The following is an 11,119-nucleotide window of genomic DNA, read 5'->3' on the forward strand; positions in this document are numbered from 1 at the left end:
TCGACTAGCGACTAGCGCCGATTCACTCGGCCAGTGCCTTGTCGACGACGACCTCGGCCTCGGCGAGGACCTTGTCGAGGGCCTCCGGGCTCTCGAAGGACTCGGCGTAGACCTTGTAGATGTTCTCGGTGCCGGAAGGACGGGCGGCGAACCAGTTGTCCTTCGTGGTGACCTTCAGACCGCCGATCTTGGCGTGGTTGCCCGGCGCCTCGGTGAGCTTGGCGGTGATGTCCTCGCCCGCGAGCTGCGTGGCGGTGACGTCGTCGCCGGTGAGCTTGCCGAACTTCTGCTTCTGCTCGAGCGTGGTCGGGGTGTCGACGCGCTTGTACCAGGACTCGCCGAAGCGGGCCACCTGGTCCTTGTGCAGCTCGGCCGGGTTCTTGCCGGTCTTCGCGGTGATCTCCGCGGCGAGCAGGTCGGGGATGAGGCCATCCTTGTCGGTGGTCCAGATGCGGCCGTCCTTGCGCAGGAAGGACATGCCGGAGCTCTCCTCGCCGCCGAACGCGACCTCGCCCTTGAACAGCGGGTCGACGAACCACTTGAAGCCGACCGGGACCTCCATGACCTTCGCGTTGATCGACGCGGCCACGCGGTCGATCAGGGAGGAGGAGACCAGCGTCTTGCCGACGGCGGCGCCCTCGGGCCAGCCCGGACGGTTGCCGCCGAACAGGTACTCGACGCACACGGCGATGTAGTGGTTCGGGTTCATGACACCCCAGTCGGGGCACACGATGCCGTGACGGTCGGCATCCGGGTCGGTGCCGCCGACGAGATCGTACTTGTCCCACGCGCCGGCGTTGAGCTCGTCGACGAGGCCCTTCATCGCGTACGGCGAGGACGGATCCATGCGGATCTTGCCGTCGTGGTCGATGGTCATGAAGCGCCAGGTCGGGTCGACCTCGGGGCGCACGACGCCGATGTTCAGGTTGTACTTCTCGTTGATGAGCGGCCAGTAGTTGACGGACGCGCCGCCGAGCGGGTCGATGCCGAGACGCACGCCGGAGGAGCGGATCACATCGAAATCGATGACGTTGCCGAGGTCGGCGACGTAGTGCTCACGGAAGTCGAAGGGCTCGACGTACTCGGACTTGATGGCCTCCTCGTACGGCACGCGCTTGACGTTCTTGTAGTCGGCGAGCAGCTCGTTGGCGCGGGCGGCGATCGCGTTGGTGGTCTCGGCCGGGGCCGGGCCGCCGGTGACCGGGTCGTACTTGAAGCCGCCGTCGGTGGGCGGGTTGTGCGACGGGGTGACGACGATGCCGTCGGCCAGACCCTCGCCCTCGAAGCGCTGGGTGCCGTCGGCCGCACGGTTGTGCGTCAGGATGGCCTGGGAGACGACCGGCGTCGGCACGAAGTCGCCGCGGGAGTCGACGCGCACGTGCACACCGTTGGCGACGAGCACCTCGATGGCGGTCTTGCGGGCCGGCTCGCTCAGGGCGTGGGTGTCGGAGCCGAGGTACAGCGGGCCGGTGACGCCGGCCTTCTTGCGGTATTCGGCGATGGCCTGGGAGATGGCGACGATGTGGGCCTCGTTGAACGAGGTCTTCAGGGACGAACCGCGGTGGCCGGAGGTGCCGAAGATGACACGCTGCTCCGGAACGGCCGGGTCGGGGACGAGGTCATAGTACTTGCCGATGACCTCATCGACGTTGATCAGATCTGCTGGGGTGGCGGGCTTGCCCGCATTGTTAGCTACCATGCCTCCATTCTACGGCGTCCGACATGTACGGTGAGTAACATTTTGTGCTCAATTGTTCTGAAATGTGAGTGAATGGATGTTGAATTGTATGACCGTGGCGATGACGGGATGGCGCCGGGATGGCGCAAGGGGCGGTAGGATGCGGCATCCGGGCATCGTCGGATCGTCCGCGCGCATATCGACGGATCGTCGTGAGGGCGGCGGTCGCCGCGTGTCGTGCCGCGACACGCGGCGATCAGTAAACGTTTGCTCGATATTTTGAGGCATGGTACACTGACCTCCGTCAGTTTCCTTAGCAGGGTTGCTACTCAAGATTTCGAGGCAAGACCTGAGACATGGACTCGCCGTAGGTGTATTCGCCCCACGGCTCCATATGGTCCTTGTCTCGGGTCTTTTCTGTTATCTGGGGTCGATGACGATCACGCAAGGTGACTAGAAACAGTGGAAGAACAGTAGGAAATGGAGAATCCGATGTCGCATCAGGACGATGTCAAGGCGATCATCACCGCCGTCGGCGGCGCCTCCAACGTCAAGTCGCTGACGCACTGCGCCACTCGACTGCGTTTCGAGTTGAAGGACAACGGCAAGGTCGATCAGGCCTCGCTCGATGCCAACAAGGTCGTGCTCGGCGGTGTGCCGCAGTCTGGTAATCGTTATCAGGTCGTCATCGGCGGTCAGGTGGCCACCGTGTACGACGAGATCATGCATCTGCCCGAGATGGCGGGCGTCGGCGCCGGCAGCGTCGACGCCGACGCTGCCGACGGCGAGATGAGCGACGCCGAGCTCAAGGCCGCTAAGCGCAACGAAGGCGTGCGCGGCAAGGTCGCGTGGCTCGACAACTTCTTCGAGTATCTGGCCGACTCCTTCCGCCCGATCCTGGGCGTCCTGCTCGGCGCGTCCATCATCATCGCGCTGGTCAACCTGTTCATCTCGATCGGCGTGATCCCGAACGACGAGGCGAACACCGGCCTCATGTTCATCAAGGCGCTGTGGAAGGGCGTGTTCTACTTCCTGCCCATCATGGTCGCCTACAACGCCGCCAAGAAGCTCAAGGTCGACCCGTGGCTGGGCGGCGCCATCATGGCTGCGCTGATGACCCCGCAGTTCACCGCGCTGTCCGACACCAAGACGTGGGGCGACGCCGTGCAGTGCGTCACCAACGAGACCCTCGGCACCTCCTCCTGCACCGCGACCGTCTTCGGCCTGCCGATGCAGCTGTCCGACTACTCCGGCAACGTGTTCGTGCCGCTCATGATGGCCGCCGTGCTGGCCCTCGTCTACCACGGCATGAAGAGGATCATCCCCGAGAGCATCCAGCTGGTCTTCCTGCCGTTCTTCTCCATGATCATCGTCGGCGCCCTGACCGCCTTCCTCATCGGTCCGCTGGGCGTGTGGGTCGGCAACGGCCTCGGTGTCGGCCTCGCCTGGATGAACGGCCACGCCCCCTTCATCTTCGCCATCGCGATCCCGCTGCTCTACCCGTTCCTCGTGCCGCTCGGCCTGCACTGGCCGCTCAACGCCCTCATGCTCATGAACATCCAGTCGATGGGCTACGACTTCATCCAGGGCCCGATGGGTACGTGGAACTTCGCCTGCTTCGGCGCCACCGCCGGCGTGCTGTTCCTCTCCATCCGTGACAAGGACGACCAGATGCGCCAGACCTCGATCGGTGCGCTCGCGGCCGGCCTGCTCGGTGGCGTCTCCGAGCCGAGCCTCTACGGCATCCACCTGCGCTACAAGCTCATCTACTCCCGTATGCTCGTCGGCTGTGGCGTCGGCGGTGTCGTGATCGCCGTCCTCGGATGGCTGTTCCCGTCCACCATCGCCTCCGGCGAGACCGTCCACGGCGTGACCACCACCGCGTTCGCCTTCACCTCCCTGCTGACCATCCCGGTCTTCGACCAGATGTGGGTCTACGCCATCGCCATCGCCGCCGCGTTCATCACCTCCATGGTCCTGATCATCACCTTCGACTACCGCACCCCGGAGCAGAAGGCCGAGGTCAAGGCCCGCGTTGCCGCCGCCGCGGTCGCCGCCAAGTCCGATGCGGGCTCCGTCGAGTCCGCCGCCGCCCCGGCCCCGGTCGCCGCTCCGTCCGCTCCTGCTGCCGAAGCCGCTCCGTCCGCTCCGGCCTCCCAGAGCGAGCCGACCACCGCCGTTCTGTCCCCGGTCAACGGCCACGTCGTCTCCCTGGACGACGCCGGCGATCCGGTGTTCGCCTCCCGCGCCCTCGGTGAGGGCGTCGGCGTCCAGCCGACCGACTCCATCGTCAAGGCTCCGGTCTCCGGCGTCCTGCAGACCGTCGCCGAAACCGGCCATGCATTCGGTCTCAAGACCGATGACGGCGTCGAGGTGCTCGTCCACGTCGGCATCGACACGGTCAAGATGAACGGCGAGGGCTTCGCCGTGGCCGTTGCCAAGGGCGATCGCGTCAACGCCGGTGACACGCTGGTGACCGTCGACTTTGATAAGGTCAAGGCATCCGGTTACAGCACCACCACCCTGATGACGGTGCTCAACACCGCAATGCTCACGGCGGTCACTCCGAAGACGGATGTGGACGTCAAGGCCGGCGACGAGGTCATCGCCATCGAGAAGTAATCCGGGATTCGTCCCGGGATCGGGAGGAACGCCATGGAAGTACTTCGCGTCTTCAACAACAACGTCGTTCTGGCGAAGGACGGGAGGCGCGAAGTCATCCTCACCGGGCGCGGCCTTGGCTTCAAGGCCAAACCCGGCATGAAGGTCGACGCGACCAAGGTGGCACGCGTGTTCGTGCCCGCCGACGGTCGCGATCCCGACCACATGGCCCAGTTGTTGGGCGACATTCCCCCCGAGATCATCAGACTGGTCTCCGACGCCATGGACGAGATCGGACTCGGCGCCCAAGCGGCGCAGAATCCGACGCTCGTCATGGCGCTCGCCGACCACGTATGCGGCGTGTTGCGCCGCGTCAGGAACGGCATCCCCGCCGTTGCCTACCCATTGAGCGAAGAAGTGAGTTCCCTCTACGAGCGTGAATACACGCAGGGACGGGAACTGCTCGTCTCCCTTAATCGCAGACTTAACGGAGCGTTACCCGACAGCGAGGCCGTGGCGTTCGCGCTCCATCTGGTCAACGCCGGATTCGCGACCGGCGACCTCTCCCGCACGTATGCGATGACCGGCGTCATCCAACAGCTGCTCGCCGTCATCGAAGGCACCTACGACATCAAGCTTGATGAGCATTCGGTCAACGTCGGCCGATTCATCACCCATCTGCGCTACCTGTTCGTGCGCATCCACCAGCACAACCAGCTCGAGCGCGAACCCGAGGCGATCGTCACGTCGATCACCCAGTCCTATCCGAAGGCGTTCGACTGCGCCCGACGGATCGCCGCACTCATCGAACTGCGTCTCGACACCACACTCACCGAGGACGAGATCGCCTATCTCACCCTCCACGTGGCCCGAGTCACCGCCGCATAGCGGCATTGGATTCACTTCACCGGCGGGATCGTGCCCGTCGCCGACAGATCCGGCGTCACCTCCGGCACGCGTACGATCAGCGCCCTGCGCTCCACATCGAAGCGGATGTGACGCGTCTCGGGCAGCATATCGCCGTCCACCTGCGCGAGAGCCGGCTTCTCCAGCGTCAGCTCGGCGCTCACGCCCTGGATCTGGTCGATCGTCGAATTCGTCGACAGCGGATTCTGCTCCGCACGGCCCGTGATCGTCTGATGCACCACGTCGCCGAACAGGTTCGCCCAGCCGAGGATGCCGCCGGTCGTGTCGATGATCTCGAAATCAAGCAGGCCGTCGTCGTACGAGGCGTTCGGCATCAGCGAGAACACGGGGATCTGCCCGCAGTTGCCGGCCATGAACGTGCGGAAGATGAGACCACGCGTCGAATGGGTGCTGCCGTCGCGGCTGGTGATCGTCACGTTCGCGTGATATCGCGGCGTGAACAGGTTCTTGACGCCACCCACGAAGTAGGCGAGCCAGCTGATGTTCTTCTTGAGCTGGGGATCCGTGTCGTCGATCATCGCCGCGTCGAAGCCGACGCCGGCGATAATAAGGAACGCGTGCCCGTGATCCTCCTCCGGATGGTCCAGCAGCGTGAGCCTACCCATATCCACCGTGCGCGAGCCATGCGAGGTGGCCACCGTCAGCGCCGCGTCGATGTCGTCCACCGGAATGCCCATGTTGCGGGCGAACAGGTTGCCGGTGCCGATCGGCACGATGCCCAGCGCGTGACCGGTGCCCGAGACGGCGGAGGCCACCGTCCTCACCGTGCCGTCGCCGCCGACCGCGATCACCACGTCAGCGCCGTGCCTCAGCGCCTCCAGCGCGCATGCGCGGCCGTCCTTGTCCAGCTGCGTGTCGATGAACTCGACCTCCGTCAACCCCTTCGATGCGCAGAACTCCTCGATATGCTGACGTCTCACCTCGGCCTGCGGCTTGGACGGGTTGATGATGAACGCGTAATGCACCTGATCGTCGTCGCGCTCGACAAGCTTCTCGGCGAGCAGCTGACGGCGGTACGAACGGTACGCCAAGGCCGCCGCCACGAGGATGGCGACACCGATGATGACTGCAATGACGATGATGACGGCTGTGGGCATGACTCCCATTGTTCACGCAAACCCCACCGCGACATGCAACGCCACGACGAAATTCGACGATTCCTCTACGTCGGACGTCTCGGCTCCCCGTCAGGCCTCCCCGTCCCGCTATGATCGGATGTCATGCTTGGTTCCGAAGTACGCAACAAAATCGACCGTGTCTGGGACGCCTTCTGGTCCGGCGGCATCTCCAATCCGCTCGAGGTGATCGAGCAGATCACCTACCTGCTGTTCATGCGCCGACTCGACATGAACCAGCAGCGCGAGGAGAACAAGGCTCGCCGGCTCCATCGCCCGATCGAGCACGCGGTGTTCACCGAGGATCAGCGGAACCTGCGCTGGAGCGTCTTCTCGCAGAAGGACCCGGAGACCATGTACGAGATCGTCTCCGAACAGGTGTTCCCGTTCCTGCGGACGATGGGCGGCGCGGAATCCTCCTACGCGGAGCAGATGAAGGATGCGCGATTCACGATCCCCACGCCGCTTCTGCTCGCCAAAACCGTCGACATGCTCTCCGACATCGATATGTCCAACACGGACGTGAACGGCGACCTCTACGAATACCTGCTCTCGAAACTCTCCAGCTCCGGTGTGAACGGACAGTTCCGCACGCCGCGACACATCATCCAACTCATGGTCGCGATGATGGCGCCGACCCCTCGCGACACCATCTGCGATCCCGCGTGCGGTACCTGCGGCTTCCTCGTCGCATCCGCCGAATACGTGCGCGAACATCACCCGGAGGTATACAGCGACCCGCTGCTGCGAGAACGGTACGCCACCGACATGTTCCACGGCTACGACTTCGACCGCACCATGCTGCGCATCGGCAGCATGAACCTCATGCTGCACGGCATCGACGATCCCAACGTCCACTACAAGGACTCGCTGAGCGCATCCGGCGACGAGGACGAAGACCGCTATTCGCTGATCCTCGCCAACCCGCCGTTCTCCGGCAGCCTCGACTACGAGACGACCAGCGCGAAACTGCTGCGCCAGGTGAAAACCAAGAAGACGGAGCTGCTGTTCCTCGCGCACTTCCTGCGCATGCTCGAACCGGGTGGACGCGCGGCCATCATCGTGCCCGAAGGCGTACTGTTCGGCTCGACCGGCGCACACAAGAAACTGCGCAAGGCGCTCGTCGAGGAGCAGAAGCTCGAAGCGGTGGTCAAACTGCCGTCCGGCGTTTTCAAACCGTACGCCGGCGTCAGCACCGCGATCCTCGTGTTCACCAAAACCGACGGCGGCGGCACCGACGACGTATGGTTCTACGACGTGCGCGCCGACGGATACTCCCTCGACGACAAGCGCTCGCCGATCGAGGCCAACGACCTGCCGGATGTGCTTGAACGCTGGACGCATCGACGTGGCGAGTCCGAGCGATCCCGGGCGCGGACGGAGCAGTCGTTCTGCGTACCGAAGGAGGAGATCGCCGGACAGGAGTACGACCTGAGCCTCAATCGGTACAAGGAGATCGAGTACGAGGAGGAGGAACATCGGTCGGTCTCGGAGATCCTGGACGACATCGACTCGCTTGATTCCGGGATCGCGGCCGATGTCGCGGCATTGCGGGAGCTGCTTTCGTGACGGGTGTGATTCCGGCTCCCTCTGATGAGGGAGCTGTCGCGCGAAGCGTGACTGAGGGGGAGATCTCCTTCGACGTCAGCCGTGTCGGTGTTGGTAGTGTCGGTGTTGGTAGTGTCGGTGTTGGTAGTGTCGAGGCGGCGTATGCGATGCTCGACACACTCAAGGCCGTTCGGCCAAGCCCACGGTCGAGCATCGCATACGCCGCCCCGACACTCGTTGCGTGGGGATGTTGTTTTCTCTCGGCTCCCCTTGTCAGGGGAGCTGGCCCGCGAAGCGGGACTGAAGGGTAGTTCGGTTGGTTGAGAAATGTGCGGTGCGGAATAATGGTTCGTGGGTGTTGAAAGGGTTATTCGATGACTGATTCCATGAGTGAACCCTCAAAGATGAAGGTGAATATGTCGCGAAACGGTGACGGAGAAAAACCACGTATGGTGAAGTTGGGGGAGTTGCTGACTCTCGATGCCGAGCCGGAGCGTATTGATAATCCCGCCGATGAGACGTTTGTGACTGTCCGTACTAAGTGCGGTGGAGCTGTGGAACGCGTCATCAAAGACGGGAAAATTCCAGTTGCTTTTACAGGTTACCGGATTCATGAAGGGCAGCTGATTTACTCTCGCATCGATGCTAGAAATAATGCATTCGCCATTGTCCCTAGTGAGCTTGATGGCGCTGTTGTGAGTAAGGATTTTCCGGTATTCCGGGTTGATGATCGGAAGGTACTCAAGAGTTATCTGATGCACTTTTTCCGTTCCGGTCGATTGCAGTACGCTATCCAGCAGTATAGCAAGGGGATTACGAACAGGCAGAGAATCAAGGAGGAGGTGCTGCTTTCGTTTTCTATTCCTCTGCCATCATTGGAGGAGCAGAGGCGGATTGTGGCCGTGCTTGATCGAGCCGATGCCATTCGCGCCAAGCATCGTCAGATCCTTGTAGATCTTGACGAGCTTAAGCAGTCATTTTTTGATGAAATGTTTTTGAGTGATGATTTCCCGATTGTTGAGTCGGGTGATCTGATGCCAGTGATGCGTAATGGACTATCTCCTTCAAAAAGTGGAACTGTAAGCGCTCGGGTTCTTACCTTATCGGCAATTACTCAAGGGAAGTTTGATGTGAGCGCTGTAAAAGAAGGAACTTTTGATACTGAGCCTCCTGCTGATAAGCGTGTAACCGGTCAAGATTTCATGATGTGCCGAGGGAATGGTAATAAATCACTAGTTGGTGTTGGCGCATACAGTAATAAGGATTGTCCGGATCTTGTTTTCCCTGATACGATTATTGCAGGACGAGTGAATACGGACAAAATATTATTGCCTTATTTGGAAATAGTTTGGCATAGTGGGTCAGTTCGTAGTCAAATTGAGAGGTCGGCGAGGACAACGAATGGAACATATAAGGTCAATCAGCAGGCGCTTTCACAAATAAATATCCCCCTGCCGCCGATTGAGTTGCAAAAAGAGTTTGCTCGGCGGGTGGAGGCGATTGCGGCGGTTCGGGCCAAGGTCGAGCGGGCGCTGGCCTTGGACGACGAGCTGTTTGCCGCCTTGCAGTCCCGGGCCTTCCGTGGCGCCTTGTGACAGGGGCGGATCTGATATATGGGCATGGTGAGTCGGCAGCGGCCATCTCACCATGCCGAGGGGCGCAACATACAAGGTGATTCGCTCACGCGGAACACCGGATGTCGCCGTCAGGAAATCGTCGCTGATACGGTGTGGTCACAACGTGCGGTCACAACGTGATTCCGGCTCGCTTTTTGACGTGTTGTGACAAGAACGGAGGATTGACGACGGTCGACGACCGAGACCGGATCGTCAGAACGCTTGGAATTCCGCCATTTCATAGACTGCGTCATTTGTGTGATCGCATTCGTTGCCGGTGATCCGTGTCACAACTCGAAAAAATCGACGTGAATCGCACGTCGTGACAGCTTTTCTTGTCACAACGTAACCGGAACTGGTGTGAATCGCACGTTGTGACAATTCTCTCCGCCTTTCTCCCGCCGTGGAGTCCACCGATGGTCGCGCCGTGTGCATACAGAGCGTCGCAGGGCATACGCAGGCTGGCCTCCTTGATCGAAATCGACGGAAGCGATTCACCGGGGGAACAGTTCGAGGTACTGACGGGCGGTCATGCTCTTTACCGATGAATGGGCGAACGCCCCGGAATCGCGGGTGATGATGAAATCGATGTCATTGCGTTCGGCGACGGCGCGGATCAGACCGTCCTCGAAATCGGGTTCGTCGGAGTAAGCGGAATCGTCACATTCCCGCTGACCGACGGGAAGAACATCCAACAGCACCAGAAAATGACGGATGAGCTGTCTGCACGCGGGCTCGCCCAGCGGCTTCCTGCACAGGTAGTAGAAGTCCTTCAGGGAACCGGAGGTCACGTATCCGGCGGCCTCGGACTTCGCCACCCGTTCCATGAGGGTGGTGGCGGGGGTGTGCTCCGGCCGGTTCGCGACCGCATAGTCCACAAGGATGTTCGTGTCGAACAGGAGCCTAGATGTCACGGTTCTCGAACTCCTTGCGCATGTCGTCGTAGGTCATGGTGTCCAGTTCGGTGCCGCGTGGCAGGTTCGCGATGATGTCCTGGGCGTCCTTGAAGGCGGCCAGTCGCGCCTGCCTGCGCGTGTTTCCCGAATCGTCGAACTCGGGGACGACCCCCGTGTTGGCGATGCTCTCCCACAGATCGCGGATCAGCTCGTTGGGAGTGAGACCGGCCTTCCTGATGTAGTCGTTGGCCACGGCCTTGACCTTGGCATCGACACTTGCGGAGACTGTAGCGGTCGCCATCACATCCTCCTGTCTACTATCTACATATAGATAGTAGATATTTTATTCGCGCACCTCGCGCTGGTCAATTCGTGGCACATATGGAATCGCCCTTCGCCTCATGCCGATATTCATGTTTTTCGGCCTTTCGCTGTTTGTGGTGGGTGATGGTGTGCGGTGTGGTGTCTGTCGGGTAGGTTGGAGGCATGGATACCTCGCGTTTGTTCACGGCCGCGCTTCAGTTGCGGGAGCCTTGGAGGGTCGAGTCGGTGGATTTCCGGGACGGCGACGACGGCAGGCAGGAGTTGCATATCGGGATCGGTTTCGAGGCGGGCTCGCGGTTCCGTTGTCCCGAGCCGGGGTGCCGGCGGGACGAGTGCCCGGTGCATGACACGCGCGGGCGCGTGTGGAGGCATCTGAACTTCTTCCAGTACAAGGCGTTCATCCATGCCGGCGTG

8 protein-coding genes and 1 pseudogene are annotated in these 11,119 nt (G+C 61.7%); 5 read left to right on the forward strand and 4 right to left on the reverse strand.

The genetic code is table 11. From position 1 onward, the window contains the following. Positions 1 to 22: 22 nt before the first annotated feature. Positions 23 to 1,699 (reverse strand): phosphoglucomutase (alpha-D-glucose-1,6-bisphosphate-dependent), encoded by a 1,677-nt coding sequence (gene pgm / locus BCAL_RS04990; RefSeq protein WP_043164453.1) that lies wholly within the window; start codon positions 1,697 to 1,699, stop codon positions 23 to 25. A gap of 471 nt (positions 1,700 to 2,170) precedes the next feature. Here pgm and BCAL_RS04995 point away from each other — a divergent pair, with 471 nt between their 5' ends. Next, a complete protein-coding gene (locus tag BCAL_RS04995; RefSeq protein ID WP_043164710.1) occupies positions 2,171 to 4,300 on the forward strand; it encodes a glucose PTS transporter subunit IIA in 2,130 nt (709 codons plus the stop codon). Between the two features lie 33 nt (positions 4,301 to 4,333). Further along, entirely contained in the window at positions 4,334 to 5,167 is an 834-nt protein-coding gene (locus tag BCAL_RS05000) for a PRD domain-containing protein (protein WP_043164451.1), read from the forward strand. Positions 5,168 to 5,178: 11 nt separating this feature from the next. Here the strand turns inward: BCAL_RS05000 and BCAL_RS05005 are convergent, their stop codons facing one another. After that, positions 5,179 to 6,303: a diacylglycerol/lipid kinase family protein gene (locus tag BCAL_RS05005; protein ID WP_193350931.1), complete on the reverse strand. Its 1,125-nt coding sequence runs from the start codon at positions 6,301 to 6,303 to the stop codon at positions 5,179 to 5,181. Between the two features lie 123 nt (positions 6,304 to 6,426). Here BCAL_RS05005 and BCAL_RS05010 point away from each other — a divergent pair, with 123 nt between their 5' ends. Next, the gene (locus BCAL_RS05010) at positions 6,427 to 7,890 is read left to right on the forward strand and encodes a type I restriction-modification system subunit M (protein WP_043164447.1); all 1,464 of its coding nucleotides are present in this window, start codon (positions 6,427 to 6,429) and stop codon (positions 7,888 to 7,890) included. A gap of 353 nt (positions 7,891 to 8,243) precedes the next feature. After that, entirely contained in the window at positions 8,244 to 9,464 is a 1,221-nt protein-coding gene (locus tag BCAL_RS05015) for a restriction endonuclease subunit S (protein WP_081887255.1), read from the forward strand. A 515-nt stretch (positions 9,465 to 9,979) separates the two neighbouring features. On the opposite strand, the gene BCAL_RS05020 is transcribed toward BCAL_RS05015, so the two are convergent. After that, entirely contained in the window at positions 9,980 to 10,399 is a 420-nt protein-coding gene (locus BCAL_RS05020) for a type II toxin-antitoxin system VapC family toxin (RefSeq protein ID WP_043164443.1), read from the reverse strand. Then, positions 10,389 to 10,682 carry a type II toxin-antitoxin system RelB/DinJ family antitoxin gene (locus BCAL_RS05025; RefSeq protein ID WP_043164442.1) on the reverse strand — a complete coding sequence of 98 codons (294 nt, stop codon included), beginning with the start codon at positions 10,680 to 10,682 and terminating at the stop codon, positions 10,389 to 10,391. The genes BCAL_RS05020 and BCAL_RS05025 overlap by 11 nt, the downstream gene beginning before the upstream one ends. Before the next feature lie 185 nt (positions 10,683 to 10,867). Between BCAL_RS05025 and BCAL_RS05030 the strand changes: the two are divergent. After that, positions 10,868 to 11,119, forward strand: a pseudogene (locus tag BCAL_RS05030) (ISL3 family transposase); the annotation flags it as partial.

This window comes from Bifidobacterium callitrichos DSM 23973 (assembly GCF_000741175.1).
Classification (GTDB): domain Bacteria; phylum Actinomycetota; class Actinomycetes; order Actinomycetales; family Bifidobacteriaceae; genus Bifidobacterium; species Bifidobacterium callitrichos.

Bases quoted from the DNA above. Each gene is read 5' to 3' on its own strand.
- BCAL_RS05015 (WP_081887255.1), top strand. From the start codon at position 8,244: ATGACTGATTCCATGAGTGAACCCTCAAAGATGAAGGTGAATATGTCG.
- BCAL_RS05025 (WP_043164442.1), bottom strand. From the start codon at position 10,682: ATGGCGACCGCTACAGTCTCCGCAAGTGTCGATGCCAAGGTCAAGGCC.
- BCAL_RS05010 (WP_043164447.1), top strand. From the start codon at position 6,427: ATGCTTGGTTCCGAAGTACGCAACAAAATCGACCGTGTCTGGGACGCC.
- BCAL_RS05005 (WP_193350931.1), bottom strand. From the start codon at position 6,303: ATGCCCACAGCCGTCATCATCGTCATTGCAGTCATCATCGGTGTCGCC.
- BCAL_RS04995 (WP_043164710.1), top strand. From the start codon at position 2,171: ATGTCGCATCAGGACGATGTCAAGGCGATCATCACCGCCGTCGGCGGC.
- pgm (WP_043164453.1), bottom strand. From the start codon at position 1,699: ATGGTAGCTAACAATGCGGGCAAGCCCGCCACCCCAGCAGATCTGATC.
- BCAL_RS05000 (WP_043164451.1), top strand. From the start codon at position 4,334: ATGGAAGTACTTCGCGTCTTCAACAACAACGTCGTTCTGGCGAAGGAC.